This window comes from Lysinibacillus sp. FSL K6-1151, from assembly GCF_038630755.1.
Classification (GTDB): domain Bacteria; phylum Bacillota; class Bacilli; order Bacillales_A; family Planococcaceae; genus Lysinibacillus; species Lysinibacillus fusiformis_D.
This window is the reverse complement of sequence record NZ_CP152040.1, coordinates 1,470,107-1,492,160: the sequence shown is the minus strand read 5'-3', so window position 1 is coordinate 1,492,160 and position 22,054 is coordinate 1,470,107. Positions and strand designations below refer to the sequence as shown.

The following is a 22,054-nucleotide window of genomic DNA, read 5'->3' as shown; positions in this document are numbered from 1 at the left end:
ATGCCGGCTCCTTTCAACAATTAGACTGCTATTATTATACCATGTAATGACAAAAAAACTTTTTAAAAGGAGATTTTATTTTTTATGAAAAAAACAATTTTATTAATTCATACTGGCGGCACAATCTCCATGGCTATGAGTGCTGAAGGAGCAGTCATGCCGAATGAAGAAAATCCCCTTATGAAGGAAAGTAATAAACTAGCTTCACTTGCAAGCATCATCGAAATAGAAGCTTTTAACCTTCCTTCTCCACATATCACACCGAAGGAAATGCTACAATTGCGCAACGTGATTATGGAGCAAATGACAGCACAGCCAATCGATGGTGTTGTCATCACACATGGTACGGATACTTTAGAAGAAACTGCCTATTTCTTAGAACTAACAACGAACTTAGACATCCCCATTGTACTGACAGGTGCCATGCGCTCTTCTAACGAACTAGGGGCAGATGGCATTTATAATTTAGTGGAAGCAGTCCGAGTAGCCGTCGATGAAGAAGCACGTAATAAAGGGGTACTTGTTGTCATGAATGATGAGGTTCATCTTGCTGTTAACACAACTAAAACAAGCACGAGCTCAGTGAATACTTTCCAATCTCCACAGTATGGGCCGATTGGATTAATTACAAAATCACGTATCCTATTCCATCATGCACCCATTCGTCGACAATATGTAGATGTTAACAATTTATCCAAGCGCGTGGCGATGTTAAAAGTGTATGCTGGAATGGAGGAAGATTTACTAGATATCGTGCTTGCATGCAAATATGATGGCGTCGTACTGGAAGGACTAGGTCAAGGGAATGTCCCTCCATCTGTAGTAAAAGGAATTGAAAGCCTCTTACAGCGAGACATTCCAGTAGTGCTCGTATCCCGCTGCTTCAATGGGATTGCAGAGGGTGTTTATGGCTACATTGGTGGAGGGAAAATGCTGGAAGACTTAGGTGCAATTTTCGCCACAGGTATTAATGGCCAAAAGGCACGCTTAAAATTGTTAATAGGTCTAAACACTACAGGCACGCCTATTAACTTAAAGGACTTTTTCCTGTAAAGGCAATATATTTTTAGCTGGTACTTTGCTCTGCCGCTATCACTTGTTCATAGTAGTACAATATTTCACGAAGACGAGCTAAGGCTTCGTCGAAATCTGGTTGTATTACGGAAAATTGAATGAATCCCCTTTGTTGTAAATAATGACTTTCACCATGAACCAATAGACCATTTAATGCTAGATCAATGGGTAGGTTAGAATAAGTACTTGGCAATCGAACAGTTACAAGCATTGGATAGTGGACTGTTCGGTATTGATATTGCATGATGGGAAGCTGCAGCAGTGCCTGAAAGCGTTGCTGCAGCTGCTCATAGCGTGCTGGATAGGCTTGTAATGCCACCTCAACATTACCCAATAACATTGCAGGTAGTGTAAATGGTATGGCACCTTGCTGATAATTTGCTAAATCAAGATAAGTAGGTAATGTAGCAGCTGGTGGTACAAGGGATTGTGAAAACACAAATGCTAGCCCGCTTAACGCACCGATGGCTTTGCCACTCACTGCTGTAGCCAAATAACAGTCTTGTAAAGAAAATGGCATGGCACCAAACGTACTGATACTATCTATACATAGCTTTACATGGTATTGCTTAGCTAGCTCACTCAAATGCTCTAAATCATTACAAGTCCCTGTGGAAGTCTCACCATGCACTGCTAGCATCCACTGATAAGCCCCCGTTTCAAGCAGTGACGCCACCTCATCTCCATCAAACGCTGTCCCCCAGTCTTTCTCCACTACATCAAACGATAATGACCAGCGAGTAGCTTGCTTCCGTAAACGTTCGCCAAATTCACCATTTGTTAAAATAAGCCCTTTCCCTAATTGTTGCGCCTTTAATTGGGCCAGCATCACTTCATTTGCCAATGTTCCCGTACCAACGATTACACCAATATAATTGGCATTCGATAAATGCAGTAGCTTTTTTTGCACTCGTTCATAAAGTGCATAAAATGGTAACGATCGGTGCGATAAATCTGAATAATTACTCATCTCCAATTGCTTCACAGGTCCTGGATAAAATGTAAACTGTCCCGTCGCTAGTCTATGTTGTAATGATTGTTCAAATTCATGTCTTGTTAGCACCATCGGTAAAAATATTGCATCTTTTGCTCCTACAGCTGGTGCAAATTGTTTAAAGCCCATCTGCTTATACAGCTTTTCTTCTCTTGTTGTCCCTGAAATTACTGCTGCTGTATAGCCTTTTTCGTAGGCAAAGGTAGTTAAAGCTTGTGTAAGTTTCAATAGTACCCGCCCCGTTCGATAACCCTTTTTCACTGAAAGTAATCGAATTTCGCAAGGTTTCACACAATTTTCTTTAGGTAAATATCCCTCAATCTCGCCAATTTTTTCATCAATCGAGAACGGTCGTTGATCTCTAAACGCGACCATTCCAATTAATTCTGTTTCCTTATACACAACGACATATGTATTCTCCTGATGAAATCGATCAACTTTTATTCTTGTCGAATTCGCTTCATGCTGTGGAATCTCTTCAACAAATGTTTCATAATTCAATCGAGCGATAGCCTCAAACTCGGCATTTGTTTGGGCAATTTTACACCAATACATCTCTTCACTTCCTTCTTTTTAACGATTCCTGAATATTAGACATATGCTTGATGAGCATGCACATGATTGCTATAATGAGCAGTCCATATGGCTCTAATTTCCCCGCCTGAATAATAGCCCCTATATAGAAAATAAAGCCTCCAACCATACTAAGTGTCAAACTTCGTATAAAGACAAGCGAAAGCATAGTACCAATAATCATCCATAAAAATAGGCTCGGTGATAAGGCGATTCCAACACCGATAAAAGTAGCCACACCTTTTCCGCCATTAAATTTCAACCAGATAGGAAATAAGTGTCCGGCTATTACCCATGCAGCTCCACCAATCATGACCCATTCTTCTAATTGCCACAAATACCCTAACCAAACGACTAGTACTCCTTTCAGTGCATCACCAAGAAAAGTCCAAACAAAGGCCGCTTTTCCAATAACACTTCCTGCATTACGTGCGCCCAAGTTTTTACTACGCTCTGCCTGCAAATTGACACCATACACCTTACCAACGAAATAAGCTGTCATGAAGTTTCCCATTAAATAGCTAAGGGCCCAATACAACCCAATCAATGTGATTCCTCCTTACTAAAAAGGCTGTATAAGCTAGATGCCTATACAGCCTCGGTCATTATTTTTTTCTTTGCTCAATAATTCGAGCAATACATTCACCATGGAAACGCCCATTTTCGATAAAAATTTCATTGGCATTATTCCCTGCTGCAATAACTCCCGCAATGAATAAGCCCTCGACATTAGTTTCCATCGTTTCTGGCGTAACAAAAGGACGCCCTGTTTCTTCATCAATCTCAACGCCCATCGCTTTGACAAAAGTGTGATCTGGATGGTAGCCAGTCATAGCAAAAACGAAATCATTTTTTACTACTTGCTCTTGCCCAGCTACTTCTAAAACCACTTCATGCTCACGAATTTCTAGCACATTCGTATTAAAACGCATGTCAACTTCTCCCGTTTTGACTACCCCTTCAAATTCAGGTAAGACCCACGGTTTGATGCTTGAAGAATATTCACTACCACGATAGACAACTGTTACACGAGCGCCTGCTTTATTTAATTCCAACGCAGCATCTATAGCTGAATTTTTGCCACCAATAACAAGTACATCCGTATCAAAAAATTCATGTCCCTCTTTAAAGTAATGGAATACTTTGGGTAACTGTTCACCCTTAATATTTATATAATTCGGGTGATCGTAATAGCCCGTTGCAATTACTACATACGGCGTTTCATACGTATCTTTATCAGATGTGACAGTGAACACATCGTTATTTTTCACAACACTTTGCACTTTTTCAAAGCGATTTACTTGTATATTTTTCAAGCGGACAACCTCTCGATAGTAAACAAGTGCTTGGTTTCGTTTTGGTTTACGGCCTTCAATAATAAAAGGTACGTCACCAATAGCTAAACGTTCACTTGTACTGAAAAAAGTTTGATGTGTAGGATAGTGATAGATGGCATTCACGATATTGCCCTTTTCGATCACAATAGGTTGTAATCCAATATTTTGCAAAGCTATTGCTGCTGCTAAGCCACATGGGCCACCTCCAACAATAATTGCATCTGCTTGCTGCATTTCTTGACACTCCAATCGAATTTGAACAGCATTAGTTGCTGCTTCATGCTTTCACATAATTATAGAATAGACGATACCTTTTTATTATACGCCTTCTCACAAGAATTGGTTGGTTATTTACTCGAAATATCAATGTCAATAATATGACATTGAGGTTTTGCGCCAAGTCGAAAAGGCACTAATGTCGTGCCATAGCCATTACTTACTAAGGTCATGACACCATCACGCTGTCGATAGGAACCGTTGGGATGAACACCATAAGGACCGAATCGAATCTGCCCCCCATGTAAATGTCCCCCCATCATTAAATCTGCTCGGAACTTTGCTCGAACTTTGGCAAAAACACCTGGGTTATGTGCAATGAAAACAACTAAATCCTGCTCTCCTACCTTTTCAAAGGCCTTTTCAAAGCTATATTCTTTCACTGTTGTATCTTCAATTGCACTTAACCAAAAACGATTTTTTACAGGAAGTAGCACAGCATCATTGACAATGATTTGAACCTGATAGGCCTGTAAAATGTCCTTTAGCCTTTCTTCTCCAATTTCTCTGTCATTATTGCCCCACACAAAATAGATTGGTGCGATAGACTTTAATAAAGTCAAATTTTCATGAATCCGTTCAATAGGTGTGCGGCTATCTGCAAAGTCACCACCAATAATCACAGCATCAAAATGTCCCTCTAATTGTGCAATCATTTTTTTATTTATTTTACGTAAATGTACATCTGAAATAAAAAATAATCGTACCTGTTCCTGTTCACCGTGTAATGAAAGCTGGTGATGTAATACATTATTTTCATGCGCTACCTTCCACATATAAAGTAGAAAGGCGATGACAACTAAAAGAAATAGCCCTATATATAGCATTTCCTCACTTCTCCTTACGACAGCAAAAAGGCGATTCATTTCTTAAGAAGAATCGCCTTTTCGCTAAATCAGACGTACGTTTTGGTGTGAACGTTTGTCTGTTATTTTATACTAGAAAAACTATATAACCATTAAAAAATCTTATTAAGGTAGCCTAATTACTTGCCCAACCCTGACCGTATTTGAAGACATACCATTGAAAGCACGAATTTTAGCTAATGTCGCCTCACTACCATCGCCATAATGATTCAATGCGATTCGGTATAAGTTCTCATTCGCTTTGACAGTATGTGTAGTGGCTTTAGCATTTTGTTTCGCTTCTTCGGCTTTTTTCGCCTCTTCTGCTTTTCTTGCTGCCTCTGCCTGTTGTTGTGCTATTCTAGCTTCTTCGGCTTTTTTCGCTTCCTCAGCTTTTTTTGCTTCTTCCGCAGCCTTTTGTTCAGCTGCTAATTTGTCTGCATCTTTTTGAGATTGCTCCTGTGCTTTTTTATCTCCTTGATCGTCTTGTCCCTTACCTTTATCTTTCTCTTTATCAGATGCAGATGACTCGGAAGGATCTAATTCGACGACCTGTTCTGCTGTATCTTTTTCAGCTTGTTCAATCGTTTTTCCTGGCTCATAAAATTTCCAAAAATAAATAAGAATTGTTAATGGAATTAGGATAAAAATAACAAACAAAATCGTCATTAACGGTGTTTTCCGTCTTGTATTTTTTGGCTTTTTATTTTTATTGCCATTTTTATTCATTCTGGAAACTCTTGATAAGGATTGCTGTTCATTTTGTTCATCTTCAAATGATTGACGATGTTCTTCTATTTTATCGCGATAATCTTCTTTATTCATTCGCCTTTCCCCCAACCTTACTACGCTTTCTATCATGTCTATTATGACGAATTTTACGAAAAAAGTAAATGACCGTCAGTTTTAGTCTAAATACCCATTAAAAGTTGCTGCAATCGACTTTCCCACGAAACCATTTCAATTTTCTTATCTTCTTGTAAGCGTGTTTTCTTGATTTCATCATAATGGATTCCACAATTTTCACAACAGTTTTGCGGCTTTTTCTGCAATTTTTGCCCAAAATACCCGACTAAATGTTCACGAATACAGTCTTTTGTCTGAATGATTTTTAGCATTTCGTTCACCGCACTGTATTTCTCTAGGGCTAAATGATTTAATCGAGCCTTCACTTGTTCACTAGATTCTTGTTGCACCCAATAATCCAGCACACGAAAAGCTGTCTCGCTCAGCTCACCATTTTTCAGCATCTGTGTTGGCTGTATTTGCTGGGAAAGCAGCTCCTGATAGCGATCAACATGGTGTGGTGTCGGCAAATCACCTGTCACAACAAATTTCGCTAGCTCTTCATCCCCCTCACTATACAGCAAAATGGCAAGTGCAGACTGACCATCACGCCCTGCACGACCTATTTCCTGCATATAATTCGCTATGTTGGCAGGCATCGATTCATGTATAACCTGACGTATATTAAGTTTATTGATGCCCATACCAAAAGCATTCGTGGCGACTATCCAATCCATTTCACCATCTATAAACTGCTGCTGAATAAACTGACGGTCTTCTGCTCCATAGCCTGCATGGTATGCTGCGGTGCGAATACCTGCTTGTAAAAGGGCTTCACTATATTGCTGCGCACGTTTGCGTGAAGATACATACAAAATACCTGGCCCTGCTGTTTCTTTAATATGCTGCATGAGCCACCTAGCTTTATCAGCCTTATCCTCTACTACTATACGACCTAAATGAATATTTGCACGGTCAACATTATACATAAATTCAAATGGCGTCTTGAGTGATAGGGTCTCACGTATATCTTGAACGACCTTATCCGTTGCTGTGGCAGATAGCGCCAATATTGGCGGGCGATTTCCCCTCGAAAACCATTCACCAATTCGTAAATAATCCGGTCGAAAATCAAAGCCCCATTGTGATATACAGTGCGCTTCATCCACTACGATTAAGCCAAGCTTCATTTGCGCTAATTTCTCTTGTACCTGCTGCTGTAATAACATTTCTGGTGAGGTAAAGATAAACCGATACTGCTCTAGATAATGTAGTACATAGCGTTTTTCTGTTTGGGATAAAAAAGAATTTAAAGCGATCACTCTCTTTTCTCCAAAACGCTTCAGCTCTTCTACCTGATCCTGCATTAATGAAAGTAATGGCGACACAATTAAGACAGGCTTTTCTAATATATAGGCTGGAAGCTGGTAGCAGAGTGATTTCCCCATTCCTGTCGGCAATAAGGCAATAACGTCTTGCTCTTGCAGCAAAGCTTCAATGACTTCTTTCTGCCCTGGTCGAAATGATGAATAACCAAAATGCTTGTGCAATAATTGTTCAAGTTCCATTTAAACTTCTCCTTTCGCAAGGACAAGCCTTAATTGAAAATAACTCATGTCCTCTAATGCTTCATGTAATATTTTCAATTTTTTTGTTTGATATTGCTTGGATACCTGCCAAACTTTTTGTGCTTCTTCATATGAGACGAATGGTCCAATAGAAAAGTTCGGTTCATACATGGCTAATTCTACAAAATGATCCTCAATTGTACTTTGTTTTAATTTTCGCTTTTGTACAATTTCCTCCATTGAATAGCCTTGCTCATATAACTGTGCTGTTTGCTGGGCAGAATCAGTTAATAAAATTGTCACTTTTAACCCTTCAGCCACTCGACCAAGCAGTGGGTAATCATTTAATTTTTGTTGCACTTCATTTAATAATATATGTAGTGTTTCTATAAATGCTAATTGACTATCTAACACGTTCTCCTTCCGTTCAAATGCAAGCTGTTGCCAAGTCCAGCCTGGTAATCGATAACCACTGAGGCGGTAAAGAACAAGCTGTTTGTTGGCATCTGAAACAGGGATCGTTTGGAGTACATTTGTACATTCTACCACTAATTGTTGCTGCAAATGACCCTCCTTGTAATGATGCTCCTGTAAAAAAGAGCGCACCCATGCTTGAATTACTGGATCCCTACTGATTGGTGAAAAAGAACGAACTGTTGCAGTTTGATGTGACAAGCTTTGGACAAGGAGAGAAAGCCTTGCATAAAAAACATGCTCATTCCCTCGATAATGCCAACCATCAAAGAAAAAGGTCGGTGTTTGCTGTGCACGCTGCAATCCTAACTTTTCCATGTAAAAATGACCGGATTCCTGCACGTTTAACCAACTATATTGCATAAATAAGGTAACCGCCTCGTCAAATGTGGCACGAGGTAGTTTCGGCAACAGACCAAAATATGGATGCAACTGAAAAAGACCAATATCTTGAATTGTCTGGCCTGAACGCTTTCCTCTTAGGACATGATAGGCTGCCGAAATTGTCCGCTCCTTATGGAGTTTTTGAAAGATTTGCAATAAAATTTGATGAAACATTGACGCAAATTCCTCCAATTTAATAGTATTTAAGTTGAAATGTAAGATAAACATCTTTAAAATGAGTATGAAGCTTTGTAGGAACATCGTTAAAGGAGAGAAAAAAATGGCTAAATACACAATAGTTGATAAAGATACATGCATCGCCTGTGGCGCATGTGGAGCCGCAGCGCCAGACATTTATGATTATGATGATGAAGGGATTGCCTTCGTTATTTTAGATGATAACATGGGAACTGCTGAAGTACCAGAAGATCTATTAGAAGATATGCAAGATGCTTTTGAAGGTTGTCCAACAGACTCCATCAAAGTAGCCGACGAAACTTTCGATGGCGATTCATTAAAATTCGAATAGTCTTCAAGTAAATGTATACCCTAAAAGGCATCCTACTTTGGGTGCCTTCTTATGTGTATTAAATATTTGCATCAAGAGATAATCATATGGTCTATTGCTATACATACCAATCTATTGGAGGAATGATAATGTTTAAGCAGCTACAAGTTGAACATAGTTTATTTCTTATTAATCAAGACCATATGAATTTATTTAAAAATCTTGCTGCTAAATGGCAACCAGTTTTTCCAGATGTTTGTGCTAAATGTTTGAATACACTAGATTCATGGGCCATCGTGTTAAATAACTGGGTTTTCTTAAAATCTCAGTTCAACGATGAACTCATTCTCAATCCTTCTAAAGCAATTAACTATTCCATCAATACATTTTTAATAGACGAGCTCAAAAAGATTCAAATAATTCAAAAAACAAAGGGATTTGAGAATGATGATTTACAGTATTTTGTCGCTTTCCAATTAGCAAATGCAATAGACCTGTGGGTGTACAATACGCTTGAAAAAAGCTCTGAAGCTGATTTATTACTCCCTCAACACCTAAAACCATATTTTCTCGCTCATTTAGAGGATGATTTTCAAACAGACAATGCTACATTCCACCGAGATCAAACAAGAGCAATCAAAATACTAGCTCAAGTCATTCGCTCACAAAATAGCTTTAGAATCACCGTCAGCAGTGCTGTTAATCGAGCAGTATATCTGTATGAACAGCATGGTAACAAATAAAATAGGACTACCTTTAATTCGTCTCTCATAAGAAAGAGATGAATTTTTTTTGCTTATGAAACGACTTCTCTTTTCATCTTGTTATTGCAACGATATTTTATGTATGATAAGATTTTAGTAGTTGGTACTAATAACAGATATTATCTCGCAAAGGAGTTCTTTATAATGATGGATAATTTATTACAATTAAAAGATAAAAACATTGTAGTTATGGGTGTAGCAAATGATCGTAGTATTGCTTGGGGCATTGCGAAACGCTTATTTGACGTAGGTGCAAATGTTATTTTCACCTATCGACAAGAACGCTCATTAAAGAAATTACAAAAGCAATTAGACACAATTGGCCATTCTGATTCACTCATCGTGCAATGCGATGTAAATAGTGATGACAGTACAAAAGCAGCTTTCGATGAAATCGGCTCAAAGGTTGGCGTTATTCATGGTATTGTGCATTCAGTAGCTTTTGCCCACGCCGAAGACTTACACAACCGCTTCCTTGAAACAACTCGTGAAGGCTATGCATTTGCACAAGATACAAGTGCTTATTCACTTATTTCAACAGCAAAAGCGGCTCATCCGTATATGACAGAAGGTGGCTCTATTGTCACGATGAGTTATTTAGGGGCTGAACGTGTGCTTGACGGCTATAATGTTATGGGTGTAGCAAAGGCTGCATTAGAGGCTTCCATGCGCTATCTTGCTGCTGATATTGGTCAGGATAATATTCGTGTCAATGCCATTTCAGCTGGAGCTATTCGTACACTTGCTGCAAAAGGTGTACCTTCTTTTAATACAATTTTACACAAAATTGAAGAAACAGCTCCATTAAAACGGAATGTTCAACAAGATGAAGTAGCCGATATGACGATTGTTATGCTATCTCACCTTTCACGTGGTGTAACTGGTGAAACAATTTACATCGATGCTGGCTACAATATTATGGGTTAACTATATAGCGAGACAGGCAAGCCTCTAAACGGAGCGGTAGCGGAGGAAACAGCTCGGCGCTCGCCCACAGGAAAGCAAGTAGCCTCCAACGGAAATCCTTTTTCACCTTTCACAAAAATGCTATGGATGGTTTTGTTTCTCAACACTATGAGAATGGAAGATAAATATTCTCTTCCATTCTTTTTTATAGCATCGTCCATATAGTTTGTATCAATAAAATTATACCTGCTGCTATTAAAAGAAGATAAATTAATGATTTAAATAGCTTTTGATTGAGCCTAGTAAACAAGATTTGTCCTAAAATAAGGCCGATGAAAACAATAGGCAAGGCATACAAACTATAAATCCAAACCAGTTTACTTGTGCCCTCAACAGTGACTTGAGATAGTAAACTAATAAGATAGATAAAAATATAATAGGCTAGTGAAATAGCTCTAATGGTTTCCTTATTTCGATGGGTGCTCGCAAAATACAGCAACAATGGCGGCCCTGCCATACCAATACTTGTTGTAAACATTCCTGAGATTAAACCAACGCCATAATCTCTACCACTTGTTTGTTGAATGGAGAGATTTTTCATCAAGAGAAACGTAAGACCTATTAAGAGGATGGCGATAATAAGTTTAAATGTCGTGACATCGACTAAGGCAAATAAAATACTGCCAAAAGGAGCGCCCACAACACTACCAATTATTATCTTCTTCAGCAAAGCGATATCAATATCATGCCTCACCTTCCAAATGAGAGAACATGAAATAACAAGGGACAGTACGATATTTATTTGCATTGCCTCTTGCGGAGAAAAAAGCAACAGTAAAAAAGGGGTGGCCATGATAGAAAAACCAAACCCCGTACTTGTTTGCAAAATGGAAGCTGTTAGTATAATAAAAAAGTACAAAAGTAATTCCTGCAAAACGACACCTCACATCATTTAGTACTATAGAGTGGTTATAGCATGTTGCTTAGCAATCAATTCCTTCAATAAGAAAGATAACACGCAAGCAATTAGTAAAAATAGAGCAATCATGGCGATCACACCTACCCAGCCATACTTCATCCAAAAAACACCACCTACTGTCCCGCCAACACTCGAACCAACATAATAAAAAAATAAATAAAGGGATGATGCTTGCGCTTTATCATGTGTTGCCCGTCTACTCACCCAGCCACTCGCGATAGAATGAGCTGCAAAAAAGCCAAAGGTAAACACCGTAATGCCGATAATTTTTAAAGTAAGGAGCCCATTAAGTGTTACTATGGCTCCTGCCAACATAATGGCAATGGCTAGTAATAACATTTGTTGGCGTCCGTAACGATCGGCTAGGCTACCAAACCATGCTGAACTAAATGTCCCTACTAGATATATGACAAATATCCAGCCTACAATGGTCGCGCTCAAATTATAGGGAGGGGCCATTAATTGAAAGCCAATATAGTTATAAAGTGTGACAAAGCTTCCCATTAGAACAAATCCTATACCATATAGACACAACATAGAAGGGTCCTTCAGATGTTGCAACAGCGTTTTAGTTAATGCTTTTAATTGTAAAGGACGTGGGCTAAAATGCTTGGAGCTTGGCAGCATCCAGACAAACAACACACTGACAAAAAGGCTAATTCCTCCTAGCACCATCATCCCTATATGCCAGTTATAATGGTCCGTTAATGTCCCGATAATGACTCGTCCACTAAGCCCTCCCACAGAATTACCACTAATGTATAAGCCCATGGCAACACCTAAGCTTGCTGGTTCCATTTCCTCCCCCAAATAAGCCATGGCAATTGCCGGTAAACCTGCAAAAACGATGCCTTGTAGCACACGCAATCCTAAAATTATTTCAAAGTTAGGTGAAAACGCTAGTGCCACTGTCAATACAGAGGCTGCAAAAATAGAAATCGTCATCAATGATTTTCTTCCCCATGCCTCAGATAAAGAACTAACAATAATTAAACTCACTGCTAAGGCAAAGGTAGTGACAGAAAGAGATAAACTTGCTACAGCTGGCGAGACGTGAAACACATCTGCAAATGTCGGTAGTAATGGCTGCGTTATATAGAGATTTGCAAAAGTAATAAAGCCTGCCAAAAATAAGGCCCAGTTTGCTTTATGAAACGCTCTCGTGCCTTTTTGTATATATTCCATGACTCTCTCTCCTTCAGCTCTTCAACATACTACTATTATTCTAATACAATATTTCGTAAAACACACGATCCCTCCGTCAAATAATAGACAAATTCATCACCATTTTCACCAGGAAAAAGCAAATTTTAATTGACATTCAAAACACGCCAACTCTCTTTTTAAAAGCTATTTATAAAAAGGAATTTACTATTTTGACTTGGCAAATATTATGCTACAGTAAAGGTAATCATCTAGAACCATTGTCACAATGAATACAGATGACACAACCATTTTTCATTGACTAGACTTGGAGGAATTTTTATGAAAATTATTGAAGCTTTAGCCCTTGCAGCACCTTATATTCACCTTGCATTAAAGCAAGAAGCCATTGTAGCTGTTATTGAAAAGGATAGTGAAACAGTCATCAAGTATTTAGCGGGGAAACGTGTAGATTCAGGCTATCATGATGGACAAAAAGTAAATGCTAATGACCAAAATGTTTACATTGCCTTTAACGGACAAAATGCAGATGTGGTTATACCAAAGGATGTTTACGGCGTAGCAATCAATGCTTTTTCATTCCCCATTCGTGAAAATGGTCAAGTAGTAGGTGCCTTAGCATTTGGCCTACCAATAGATAATGAGCTTAAACTCGAAGATTATATGAGTACTATGGATAATATCGTCAATAGCCTACAAGATAAAGTCCACACAATCGCTTCCCATTCAGAGGAATTAGCGGCTACTAGTGAGGAAATAAATAAGCAGGCACAGCATGCCCTAGAAGATTCAGAAAAAACCAATGCCGTAACGGATTTAATCAAAAGCATTTCCCGCCAAACCAATTTACTTGGTTTAAATGCATCCATAGAGGCTGCTCGCGCTGGACAGCATGGTGCTGGCTTTAATATTGTGGCACAGGAAGTTCGAAAATTATCCTTTGAGACATCTAGTGCTACCGAAAATATAGAATCTTCCTTACGTAATATTAATAGAAATCTTGAAAACTTAAAGCAAAATATGGGACAAATCAATGATGCAACGAATGAGCAAGCACAGCTTGTACAGGATTTTAGCGAAATCATTGAAGAGCTGACTGTACTAAGCCGCGAAATGAAGGGCTTTATGCACGATGCATTAAAATAATTGGGAGGTCCACAAGATGCAAATAACCATTGACCAAGATCTATCTTTACGTACAATCACCTTGGAGGATGCAGAAAAGGTTTTTACCTTAACAGATGCCTCTAGAGAGTATCTAAAAGAATGGCTACCATGGTTGGATTACACGAAGGAAGTGGCAGACACGAAAGCTTATATTGAGGGCTGTATTAAAGGACATGAATCAAAAAGTAGTCTCTCCCTCGTTATTCTTTTTAACCATGAAATCGTCGGCATAGCTGGCTTTAATGCCATTAATCCGAATAATAACATTGGTACGATCGGCTATTGGCTAAGTGAAGGTGCTCAGGGGCATGGCATTATGACAAAAACGGTAAAAGCCCTCTTACAATATGCCTTTGAAACATTGCAGCTGCATAAAGTGGAAATTCGTGTTGCTGAAACCAATCACAAAAGCCGTGCAATACCCGAACGACTTGGCCTAATAAAAGAAGGTACGATTCGCTCAGCAGAATGGCTCTATGACCATTATGTGGATCATGTTGTATACGGCATGCTTGTAAGTGAATGGCAGCAACAAAAATAATAGTAGCGTCCTGATGAATCAATTTGAGACTGCCCCAATATAAGACAGGGATCAAAAAGCATTATCCAATCAGTTGTCGGTACTAAATCGGCGACTGGTTGTTTAGTGTCGCTTGTATTCGGATATCATTATCAAAATTTATATAGTCTTTGACAGTTTGTTTGACGATTGCCGTCATAGTACGCTTTCAATTGTCTAAATAGAACGTTTCAGATTTTAATGTAGAAGAAACGATTTAATAAGGGTATTATCAGCAGATGATAATTTCCCCCATTTCTCTATAACCTTCTTTGCCGTTTAAATAGCGTAAAACGGCTCCCAATTTTTCCTCAGCAGTAAATTTATCCATAGAAAAACTGCACCTCTAATTGTTAGAGTAGATCTAACAATTCGGCGCAGTTCACTTTCGAATATGAGAATCAGCCAGATCAATTTCCCCTAATCGAACTCTTGTTGCATACCTATCACCAGTTTATTTATCTATGCTTTTAACAATTCAACGGAAGAACGATCATTATATCAAATTTAAGGTCTCCTCCGCTGGTTTTGTTTTTTCTTTCGGCACATAGATCGAAACATGCAGAGTAAAATAATAGAAAATAATTACTTTACTATTTCCACAGCTCATAGCCGTTTTCCTTACGTGTGTAGGTATGCTCTGTAGACGCTTCTATGATGTGGCAATATGCCCAATGTGTTTTATTTAAATCCTTGTATTGCGGCGCGTCCGATGGAATATCGTTAAGTTCGATTTTGCGGTTTAACATGGTGTTTACAATTTTCACAACTTCCGCGCGGGTGATTGAACTTGCCGGTCTAAAGCTGCCGTCAGGATAGCCATTAATCCAACCCTTAGTATACGCGCTGTCAATATACTCTGCCGCCCAATGATTGATTGGCACATCATTGAACGAAGTGTTTTCGCTTGTTAACAGGTTATCAAATCTTGAGGCTATGGCTGCAAATTCCGCTCTTGTGATTGTCTGTCTAGGTTTGAACGTGCCATCCCCATACCCTTTCAGTATACCTTGACTTGCAAGGTAATTGACCGACTGTTCATACCATGTGCCGCCACCGACATCGCTGAACTTTCCACTTACAGCCGTATTCTTATTTTCGTCTTTTATCAGTCTGAAAAATATTACTGCTGCTTCCGCTCTTGTGATTGAGCTTTCTGGCTTTACACTGCCGTCAGGGTAGCCATTGATATACTTGATATGCTCACCGGTTTCAAGCTCAGGGATAGCGACTGTGTTCTTGTTATAGTAGAATACAACCTTGTTTTCACCTGATTTGATCGTTATCGTTTCCGTCCTTTTACTGCCTGCATCCAATTGATAACTCTCAATAGCCGGGGCGTTTATAGTTTCTGTGCTGCCAACTGTAATACTTGAACTTTTACTATAAATAATTTCCTCGGTTTGCTTGTCTATGCCTTGAACTAGTAATGTTGCCGTAGGTGTACCACTGCCATCGCCACTGCCATTACCGCTACCACTACCACCTTTACTTATCCATTTTGCGTATAACGTAATGTTGTCGGTAACAGTATCTATAGCAAAGTCCCATGCATTGGTTAGGGAATCTTCTTTATACCAACCGCTGAATGTATAGCCACTTTTGGTCGGTAACGTTGGCTCGGTTATAAGGCTTCCTAGGGGTATATCCGTTTTTTCTGCCACTACAGAACCACCGTTGGAATTAAAGGTTACCGTATAAAGTGACTTTGTCAAATATTTAAATTCTACACCTGCAATACTGCTTACCGCTTCAGTAGCAGTACTCATATGATAACCTGCTGGGTAGATTACAAGGGATTCATCATTAAAAATACTGCCTCCGTTTCCCCAAAAACGCGCTACCCCCTTATTAGTAATTAAAGCAGGCTCCAAAATTAACGGATTGGCTAGTTTGATAGCTACAAGGCTTGCACCACCTGTTGTTTGGGCGTAAAAAACGCCTCCCGATATAGTGCCGATTTTTGCAGGAGAAGTGCTGCTTGATGTAGTTGAATTGATTGCATAGAACCCACCAGTGAAAATGCCGCCTGAAATCAAGTTTACTGTGGTTTCGTTTAGAAAAGCTTCCCCAGATGCGCTAACGGTGGTAAATTTGCCCCCACTGATGAGCTTGATAATAGCATTTGGATTATTCGACGCATAGTTCCAAAGGGCAAGAGAATCTCCAGTAATTTCTGTGCCACTGCCGATTTCATTAATCGTGCCAACATTCAGAAGACCAATGTTCGTTGAAGTGATAACGGCATTGTTAATGGTACCAATAGTACCGCCAATATCATTTTGGAGGCCAGATTGTCCACCTGAAAAAGTTCCTCCGCTTATCGTGTTAATATAAGCGCCGGCCTCGATCAGCAGAACACCTATCTCTCCATCGAAAGTTCCGCCTGATATTTCATCGATACCTGACGGATAGTCCAATGCTACAATGTCAACTCCTCTTCCTTCTTTATTAGTAGTAAGTCCAGTATACGCACAAATAAATCTCCCACCGCTGATTTCCCCAATTTTTCCACCTCGAATTAGGCGAAGAGCGGAAATCTCATGTTCCGCAAAAAAATCACCGTTGGAAATCTCACCAATTTGTGCCTTACCGTCCACCTGAACATTTGCCCACCTATCTGGAGCAGCAGCCAAATTTTTGAAAGTGCCACCCGAAATTAGATTGACTTTTGTACCTTCGTCATACATATATAACGAGTGCATTTTACCAATGATAGTTCCGCCACTGATTTCCTCCAGTGTAGCACCATTCGTCATCGAAATGGCGATTGATCCGGAAGATTCCAAATGTCCGCCAGTTATTTTTCCGGACGCCTTCGGATCGTATAAATCCAGTACCATATTCCCAGTGCCAGTTGCTAAAAGCTTTGCTCCGTTGTTTACTACAATATTGCCATTTGCAACAGATATAAGTGTTCTCTGAGAACCCGTAAGCGTAAGTACTTCAGTATCCGAGCCTCCACCCAAAGTCAAATCAAAGCCATTCTGGACCCAAAAACTAGCATTAATACCCAATGTAATTTTGTAATTTCCTCCACTAGCTATTAGCGTAATATCTTTCATAATTGAAATTGTCGTTGACATCGTTATATCTTCTGTTACAGCAATCGTATCATTGTTCTGGGCTGCATTTATCGCTCCCTGCAGCGTGGCATAGGTTGCGCCATCCGCTCTAGGAGCAGTATCGTTGGAAACTGTACTGGGTGATACAAACAGGGTAACTTCGCTATCCGCATTTGCCGACAACATAAACTGTGGCATGAGTGAAAAAAACATTGTCAGAAATAACAGCAGTGAAATCATTCGCTTATTGGCTATTCCTTTTACAGTACCCGTTATTCTTTTAAAATAATTCATTTTTTCATTACCTCCAATTTGTTACTAACTTCCTTCTGGACAACTTTAAATTTGGATTAGTATTACTTTTGTGATGTATTCTGTTAACAAAAAGATCGCATAAGTATGTGTTAATATGCTTCTCCCCCCAGCCGCACCAGTTCTTTTGCCTACATATCTTTTTATTTGAGTTGCGATAAATATAATTATCGCAACTTAAAAAGCTTGCAAAACCCTTCTAAGAAGGAGCTTTGCAAGCTTTGAAGTTTTTTTGACGATTTGTTCAAATAATGAAATAATTGTAGGGTTTACTATGCCCATTATAGTTTATTATAAAACTAGTAGTTGCGATAATTATATTTATCGCAACTATGTTGTAAATTGTAATACTTGCTGATATACTCTTGTCAAAGTCAAAAAGGAGTATATTATTTTTATGTTATTAAACAAGCTAAAGGGTGGTTTGCCTAAATTCATTAAACATTTAACATACAATGAATACGCAAAAAATAGTATCAGAAGCTATCAAAAAGATATTTTGAAATTGATTGATTTTTTAGAGGGAAAAGATGGGAAACTGCAAAAGGAATATTTAATAGAGTATAAAAAATCAATGGAAATAAGGCTGAAACCTTCAAGCGTCAACCGCAGCATTGCGGCGGTCAACAAATTTTTAAAATTTATGGAGATGGATGATCTCACCCTAAAGGCTCTGAGAATTCAAGAACAGACCACCGCTCAACATGAGCTTACCCAAAAGGAATTTGACAAGTTGATTGAAAGCGCCTTCACGAATAAAAAGACGAAAACTGCGATGATTATGCTAACGCTTGCCTACACAGGAATACGCATAGGGGAACTGCAGTTTATCACCGTTGAGGCTATCAAGAGCGGTAAGGTTCTTATTAACAATAAAGGAACTGTACGCACGATTGTCATACATAAGGATTTACAAGGTCATTTATCCTTATATTGCAAGGAAAAAAATGTGAAAAGCGGTATTGTTTTTACGGGCAGTAAAGGCAGCCCTATTAGCCGTTCCTATATTGCACGTGCAATGAAAGAAGTAGCAGAGCAATGCGGAGTTGATCCAGCAATGGTTTTCCCCCATAATCTGCGGCACTACTTCGCCCGAAGCTTTTTAGACTGCGGCAATCCACTGTCGGATTTAGCGGATATTTTAGGACATAAAAGCATTGACACCACAAGACGTTATTTGAAAACCAGTGCCGAAACGAAACAAAAGCAGTTGGCAAAGCTGAAAATCATCCCGAACTGGCAAAAAAATTACGGGTTTCCTCAGAAAAAAATAATGTGACAACTATGTAAAACTAAATATGAAACGTAATTAGCGCAATTTGAAAGGATTGGGCTTTTTTGCATAAAAATGTGGGTGTGGTGCTCCCAGTCAAGTAGACAGTGAAAATAAAAAATTCTTTATGAGTGTTGATCCTTAAATTCTATTAAATTTTCTTGGTAGCATTCATTGTTGTAAAACGAAATATTTGTCTCAATGTTATTTCTTTAGAGTAGGTTTCTATTGGTTTAATTGCTCAGACCCCTTCTTCAAAATAAAGATCATTATTTTGCCAATCTTTTTTGTATCTTGGTGTACATCTAAATTTTTTGCTACTTCATTTAATGTGTAATGCTCCTCCTGCTAGAATGATATAATGGCTAGCTGTTTCTTCAGTGAAAGAATATTTTGTCATAAAAAAATCCCCATTAGATAAACAGATTTTATTTTTTAATCTGTCTACCTAATAGGGAACCTATCACAATTGGAAATGCCATTTTTCTTTGGGTAAATATATTTTTATTAGGATTGTTCTACAGTTTCTTTTGTTTCTACTGCTTCAACAGGTGCTTGCTTTTTTTCCAAACCTAGGGCAATTTGCTCTAATTCTGGACGCAAAGTGTGCTTACCAGCATAGCTTTCGATCAGTTCCTTCACATCGATACCAGAAGTTTCTTTTAATGTTTCTTGTAGTGTAGACATTAAATTAGTTGCATAAGACGTAACCTTATTTGCTCCACTGCCTTCGCCACCACCAGTATCGACCACTGTAATTTTATCGATATTACCAAGAGGACTCGCAAGCTCTTTTGCATATTCTGGCATCATACGCACTACCATATCCAGCACAGCTGCTTGACCATAGTATTCAAAGGCTTCGGCAATTTTACGTTTAGCCTCAGCTTCTGCAAGACCTCGTAGTCGAATAATATCTGCTTCTGTCTCACCTTGCGCTCTTTCGGCATCTGCTTTAGCAAGACCATCCAAACGAATTTTCTCCGCCTCTGCTTTCGCTAACGATTCAATCCGATATTTTTCCGCATCAGCCTGCGCAAGCTCTCGCATTTTTTCGGCAGCGGCATTTTGTTCCACTGCATAACGATCCGCATCAGCCTTTTTCTTCACTTCAGAGTCATATTGCTTCTCACGACGTAAAATCTCTTTTTCTTCTAATTCAATTTGCTTTTGACGCTCAATAATGCGAATTTGCATTTCTTGCTCCGTAACTTCCTGCTTAGCACGAGCTGTTTCAAGCTCATAGGCTTGGTCAGCACGGGCTTTTGCAATATCCTGCTCACGACGGAACTCAGCTACCTTTAATTGATTTTCCTTTTCCGCTTCCGCAATTTCTGTCGCACGTTCTAGCTCTGCCTTTTGTGCTTCCTTAGAGGCTTCTGCACGTTTGATACGCGTTTCTTTCTCTGCATCTGCCGTCGCAATATCTGCATCTCGTTTTACCTGTGCAATTCTTGGTTTACCAAGTGAATCTAAATAGCCATTTTTATCTCGTACATCTTTGATCGTGAAGGATACGATCACAAGACCCATCTTAGCTAAATCCTGAGAAGCAACACGTTGAACTTCCTGTGAGAATTTATCACGGTTTTTGTAAATCTCCTCCACCGTCATGGAGCCTAAAATTGAACGTAAATGGCCTTCTAAAACCTCGCGTGCTTCCGCTTCACGCTCCGTTTTTTGCTTTCCTAAAAACTGCTCTGCTGCTGTTGCAATTTCAGAAATGGAGCCGCCAATTTTAATAATGGCTGTACCATCAGCCATAACAGGTACACCTTGTTCTGTATAAACTTCAGGCGTTGTTACCTCTAGTTTACTAGATAGTAAACTTAATGGCTGTGCTTGCTGGAAAATAGGGAATACAAATGTACCGCCCCCACGAATTATTTTAATGCGATTCCCCGACTCATCTTTATGTACATTTTTTGAGCCGAGATAGCTACCTGTCACAATCAGTGCTTCATCAGGACCCGCCGTACGATACTTTGTCACATATAAGCCGACTAGGGCGATTAATACAAACGCTACAATTCCTAAAACAATTAAAATATCGGTTGACATAGATAGATCTCTCCTTTATACAAATTTTTTCTCATACGTTCTGACAAAAAGTGTACCATCCTTCACATCTACAACAAGCACGGTCTCATCATAGTCAATGGCTTCATTATCATAGCCTGTTGCCCGTTTCGAAATCATACCACTTGTCGTTTCGATAACAACCTCACCAAAACCATTTACAGGAATTGGTACAATGACTTTTCCCAATTGCCCCCCTAGTGATTCCTCCGTATAAGCCAATGAAACATCAGCTGATCGCAGCGGAACAAGGACGAATAAATAAAACAAAGTACTTAAAATAACGCCGATGATACATGCAGCAATAATGTTCCAAACGCTAGAGAACCAGGCTAGTTTTTCTAAAATAAATCCTGCTGCTGACATCAACGTAATGAAAGATAGAATGACACTCGGATTAAAAATGGGCAGTCCTTCACCAATACCTTCGACAGCATCACCAAAAAACATAACGAGTATTGTGGCAAGACCAGCAAAAATCAAAACAACCAAAAAGATTTGTTCGAGTGAATAGCCAAATAGCGTCAAGTTGCTCACCCCTTTCATCATATTACCTACTATACGGATATACCCCTGGAAAAGTTTCGAAATTTTTCGCATTTTTCAAACAAAAATGGAGCAAGTCACCAGTTTCTTTAAATTCAGGGCAGTAAAAGTAAGAATCGCCTGCATGGACAATTTTTTAAGAGCTCTTAAAGTTGTCCAAAATACTATCTTAGCTAATAAAGGAGAACTAACAATGTCACAATATACAGAATTACTCAGTAAAATAAAAGAGCTTGAGGAGGCTTTAAAAACAAAGCAAGCTATTGTCCCTGCTCGAAAAGCCTCAAACATGCATAATGCTGCGTGGGAGTGGTTAAGAAATAAAGGTATTACAGATGGCACTCATCCTCAAAATTTCTTAACACGTGAGCAATTTGCGACAATGCTAAAAAGATATCATGATTCTTTCAATAAAAATTAA

General features: G+C 39.0%; 20 protein-coding genes and 1 pseudogene. 8 read left to right on the top strand and 13 right to left on the bottom strand.

The genetic code is table 11. The annotated features are described in order from the left end of the window. Window positions 1-84 precede the first annotated feature (84 nt). Window positions 85-1,053, top strand: a complete 969-nt coding sequence (locus tag MHI04_RS07050; protein ID WP_036126794.1) for an asparaginase — start codon at window positions 85-87, stop codon at window positions 1,051-1,053. A 13-nt stretch (window positions 1,054-1,066) separates the two neighbouring features. On the opposite strand, the gene MHI04_RS07045 is transcribed toward MHI04_RS07050, so the two are convergent. The 7 genes from MHI04_RS07045 to MHI04_RS07015 form a co-directional block, all read right to left on the bottom strand. Beyond that, window positions 1,067-2,623 carry an aminotransferase class V-fold PLP-dependent enzyme gene (locus tag MHI04_RS07045; RefSeq protein WP_342535451.1) on the bottom strand — a complete coding sequence of 519 codons (1,557 nt, stop codon included), beginning with the start codon at window positions 2,621-2,623 and terminating at the stop codon, window positions 1,067-1,069. Between the two features lie 4 nt (window positions 2,624-2,627). Beyond that, window positions 2,628-3,188 carry a glycerol-3-phosphate acyltransferase gene (locus tag MHI04_RS07040; RefSeq protein ID WP_330493529.1) on the bottom strand — a complete coding sequence of 187 codons (561 nt, stop codon included), beginning with the start codon at window positions 3,186-3,188 and terminating at the stop codon, window positions 2,628-2,630. Window positions 3,189-3,246: 58 nt separating this feature from the next. Further along, complete coding sequence (locus tag MHI04_RS07035) at window positions 3,247-4,212, bottom strand: YpdA family putative bacillithiol disulfide reductase (RefSeq protein ID WP_036126799.1); 966 nt, start codon at window positions 4,210-4,212, stop codon at window positions 3,247-3,249. A 113-nt stretch (window positions 4,213-4,325) separates the two neighbouring features. Beyond that, window positions 4,326-5,081, bottom strand: a complete 756-nt coding sequence (locus MHI04_RS07030; RefSeq protein WP_036126801.1) for a metallophosphoesterase — start codon at window positions 5,079-5,081, stop codon at window positions 4,326-4,328. 144 nt (window positions 5,082-5,225) lie between these two features. Further along, window positions 5,226-5,924, bottom strand: a complete 699-nt coding sequence (locus MHI04_RS07025; protein WP_342535450.1) for a LysM peptidoglycan-binding domain-containing protein — start codon at window positions 5,922-5,924, stop codon at window positions 5,226-5,228. An 86-nt stretch (window positions 5,925-6,010) separates the two neighbouring features. Then, complete coding sequence (locus MHI04_RS07020; protein ID WP_342535449.1) at window positions 6,011-7,453, bottom strand: ATP-dependent DNA helicase RecQ; 1,443 nt, start codon at window positions 7,451-7,453, stop codon at window positions 6,011-6,013. Beyond that, complete coding sequence (locus tag MHI04_RS07015) at window positions 7,454-8,485, bottom strand: helix-turn-helix domain-containing protein (RefSeq protein WP_342535448.1); 1,032 nt, start codon at window positions 8,483-8,485, stop codon at window positions 7,454-7,456. A gap of 106 nt (window positions 8,486-8,591) precedes the next feature. Between MHI04_RS07015 and MHI04_RS07010 the strand changes: the two genes are divergently transcribed. The 3 genes from MHI04_RS07010 to MHI04_RS07000 all read left to right on the top strand — a co-directional run bounded on the left by MHI04_RS07010 (window position 8,592) and on the right by MHI04_RS07000 (window position 10,510). Next, entirely contained in the window at window positions 8,592-8,840 is a 249-nt protein-coding gene (locus MHI04_RS07010; RefSeq protein ID WP_004232564.1) for a ferredoxin, read from the top strand. 128 nt (window positions 8,841-8,968) lie between these two features. After that, the gene (locus tag MHI04_RS07005; protein WP_058844234.1) at window positions 8,969-9,562 is read left to right on the top strand and encodes a hypothetical protein; all 594 of its coding nucleotides are present in this window, start codon (window positions 8,969-8,971) and stop codon (window positions 9,560-9,562) included. 165 nt (window positions 9,563-9,727) lie between these two features. Continuing rightward, a complete protein-coding gene (locus tag MHI04_RS07000; protein ID WP_080717138.1) occupies window positions 9,728-10,510 on the top strand; it encodes an SDR family oxidoreductase in 783 nt (260 codons plus the stop codon). Between the two features lie 184 nt (window positions 10,511-10,694). On the opposite strand, the gene MHI04_RS06995 is transcribed toward MHI04_RS07000, so the two are convergent. Both MHI04_RS06995 and MHI04_RS06990 read right to left on the bottom strand, forming a co-directional pair. Beyond that, on the bottom strand, window positions 10,695-11,423 hold the full coding sequence (locus MHI04_RS06995) for a sulfite exporter TauE/SafE family protein (protein WP_342535447.1): 729 nt from the start codon (window positions 11,421-11,423) through the stop codon (window positions 10,695-10,697). Between the two features lie 24 nt (window positions 11,424-11,447). Continuing rightward, complete coding sequence (locus MHI04_RS06990; RefSeq protein WP_058844232.1) at window positions 11,448-12,653, bottom strand: MFS transporter; 1,206 nt, start codon at window positions 12,651-12,653, stop codon at window positions 11,448-11,450. Window positions 12,654-12,953: 300 nt separating this feature from the next. On the opposite strand from MHI04_RS06990, the gene MHI04_RS06985 reads away from it, so the two are divergent. Both MHI04_RS06985 and MHI04_RS06980 read left to right on the top strand, forming a co-directional pair. Beyond that, window positions 12,954-13,778 (top strand): methyl-accepting chemotaxis protein, encoded by an 825-nt coding sequence (locus tag MHI04_RS06985; RefSeq protein ID WP_036126881.1) that lies wholly within the window; start codon window positions 12,954-12,956, stop codon window positions 13,776-13,778. A 16-nt stretch (window positions 13,779-13,794) separates the two neighbouring features. Further along, entirely contained in the window at window positions 13,795-14,340 is a 546-nt protein-coding gene (locus MHI04_RS06980) for a GNAT family protein (protein ID WP_330493522.1), read from the top strand. Between the two features lie 82 nt (window positions 14,341-14,422). On the opposite strand, the pseudogene MHI04_RS06975 reads toward MHI04_RS06980, so the two are convergent. Together MHI04_RS06975 and MHI04_RS06970 are read right to left on the bottom strand one after the other, a co-directional pair. Next, window positions 14,423-14,607 (bottom strand): annotated as a pseudogene (locus MHI04_RS06975) (IS3 family transposase); the annotation flags it as partial. A gap of 344 nt (window positions 14,608-14,951) precedes the next feature. Next, window positions 14,952-17,717, bottom strand: a complete 2,766-nt coding sequence (locus tag MHI04_RS06970; protein WP_342535446.1) for an S-layer homology domain-containing protein — start codon at window positions 17,715-17,717, stop codon at window positions 14,952-14,954. Window positions 17,718-18,132: 415 nt separating this feature from the next. Between MHI04_RS06970 and MHI04_RS06965 the strand changes: the two genes are divergently transcribed. Then, the gene (locus MHI04_RS06965; protein WP_271912728.1) at window positions 18,133-19,014 is read left to right on the top strand and encodes a tyrosine-type recombinase/integrase; all 882 of its coding nucleotides are present in this window, start codon (window positions 18,133-18,135) and stop codon (window positions 19,012-19,014) included. Between the two features lie 501 nt (window positions 19,015-19,515). Here the strand turns inward: MHI04_RS06965 and MHI04_RS06960 are convergent. Both MHI04_RS06960 and MHI04_RS06955 read right to left on the bottom strand, forming a co-directional pair. Further along, window positions 19,516-21,069 carry a flotillin family protein gene (locus MHI04_RS06960; protein ID WP_058844285.1) on the bottom strand — a complete coding sequence of 518 codons (1,554 nt, stop codon included), beginning with the start codon at window positions 21,067-21,069 and terminating at the stop codon, window positions 19,516-19,518. Between the two features lie 15 nt (window positions 21,070-21,084). Next, window positions 21,085-21,615 carry a hypothetical protein gene (locus MHI04_RS06955; protein ID WP_082673732.1) on the bottom strand — a complete coding sequence of 177 codons (531 nt, stop codon included), beginning with the start codon at window positions 21,613-21,615 and terminating at the stop codon, window positions 21,085-21,087. Window positions 21,616-21,826: 211 nt separating this feature from the next. Here MHI04_RS06955 and MHI04_RS06950 point away from each other — a divergent pair, with 211 nt between their 5' ends. Continuing rightward, on the top strand, window positions 21,827-22,054 hold the full coding sequence (locus tag MHI04_RS06950) for a hypothetical protein (protein WP_058844283.1): 228 nt from the start codon (window positions 21,827-21,829) through the stop codon (window positions 22,052-22,054).

What these genes read in the sequence shown, in the direction of transcription:
- MHI04_RS07050 (WP_036126794.1), top strand. Translation starts at nt 85, where the DNA reads ATGAAAAAAACAATTTTATTAATTCATACTGGCGGCACAATCTCCATG.
- MHI04_RS07045 (WP_342535451.1), bottom strand. Translation starts at nt 2,623, where the DNA reads ATGTATTGGTGTAAAATTGCCCAAACAAATGCCGAGTTTGAGGCTATC.
- MHI04_RS07035 (WP_036126799.1), bottom strand. Translation starts at nt 4,212, where the DNA reads ATGCAGCAAGCAGATGCAATTATTGTTGGAGGTGGCCCATGTGGCTTA.
- MHI04_RS07030 (WP_036126801.1), bottom strand. Translation starts at nt 5,081, where the DNA reads ATGCTATATATAGGGCTATTTCTTTTAGTTGTCATCGCCTTTCTACTT.
- MHI04_RS07025 (WP_342535450.1), bottom strand. Translation starts at nt 5,924, where the DNA reads ATGAATAAAGAAGATTATCGCGATAAAATAGAAGAACATCGTCAATCA.
- MHI04_RS07020 (WP_342535449.1), bottom strand. Translation starts at nt 7,453, where the DNA reads ATGGAACTTGAACAATTATTGCACAAGCATTTTGGTTATTCATCATTT.
- MHI04_RS07015 (WP_342535448.1), bottom strand. Translation starts at nt 8,485, where the DNA reads ATGTTTCATCAAATTTTATTGCAAATCTTTCAAAAACTCCATAAGGAG.
- MHI04_RS07010 (WP_004232564.1), top strand. Translation starts at nt 8,592, where the DNA reads ATGGCTAAATACACAATAGTTGATAAAGATACATGCATCGCCTGTGGC.
- MHI04_RS07005 (WP_058844234.1), top strand. Translation starts at nt 8,969, where the DNA reads ATGTTTAAGCAGCTACAAGTTGAACATAGTTTATTTCTTATTAATCAA.
- MHI04_RS07000 (WP_080717138.1), top strand. Translation starts at nt 9,728, where the DNA reads ATGATGGATAATTTATTACAATTAAAAGATAAAAACATTGTAGTTATG.
- MHI04_RS06990 (WP_058844232.1), bottom strand. Translation starts at nt 12,653, where the DNA reads ATGGAATATATACAAAAAGGCACGAGAGCGTTTCATAAAGCAAACTGG.
- MHI04_RS06985 (WP_036126881.1), top strand. Translation starts at nt 12,954, where the DNA reads ATGAAAATTATTGAAGCTTTAGCCCTTGCAGCACCTTATATTCACCTT.
- MHI04_RS06980 (WP_330493522.1), top strand. Translation starts at nt 13,795, where the DNA reads ATGCAAATAACCATTGACCAAGATCTATCTTTACGTACAATCACCTTG.
- MHI04_RS06970 (WP_342535446.1), bottom strand. Translation starts at nt 17,717, where the DNA reads ATGAATTATTTTAAAAGAATAACGGGTACTGTAAAAGGAATAGCCAAT.
- MHI04_RS06965 (WP_271912728.1), top strand. Translation starts at nt 18,133, where the DNA reads ATGTTATTAAACAAGCTAAAGGGTGGTTTGCCTAAATTCATTAAACAT.
- MHI04_RS06960 (WP_058844285.1), bottom strand. Translation starts at nt 21,069, where the DNA reads ATGTCAACCGATATTTTAATTGTTTTAGGAATTGTAGCGTTTGTATTA.
- MHI04_RS06950 (WP_058844283.1), top strand. Translation starts at nt 21,827, where the DNA reads ATGTCACAATATACAGAATTACTCAGTAAAATAAAAGAGCTTGAGGAG.